Source organism: Enterobacter sp. UNJFSC 003, assembly GCF_036903355.1.
GTDB lineage: Bacteria > Pseudomonadota > Gammaproteobacteria > Enterobacterales > Enterobacteriaceae > Enterobacter.
Map to the genome: position 1 here is coordinate 1 of NZ_JBAKHK010000286.1, position 247 is coordinate 247.

Annotated in this window: 1 pseudogene; it reads left to right on the top strand. The window is 40.9% G+C overall.

Annotated elements, in window-relative coordinates:
• Nucleotides 1-247 (top strand): annotated as a pseudogene (adiY, locus tag V5P19_RS24185) (DNA-binding transcriptional activator AdiY); the annotation flags it as partial.

Genomic DNA, 247 nt, shown 5'->3' on the forward strand with positions numbered 1-247 from the left:
GGAATCTTAGTATGGTAGCCAGTTGTTTATGTCTTAGCCCAAGTCTGTTAAAGAAAAAGCTGAAAAGCGAAAACACCAGTTATAGCCAAATAATCACCACCTGCCGCATGCGTTATGCCGTAAATGAATTAATGATGGACGGTAAAAATATCTCTCAGGTATCACAGTCCTGCGGCTACAACAGTACGTCGTACTTTATTTCTGTCTTTAAAGACTTCTACGGTATGACGCCGCTGCATTATGTTAG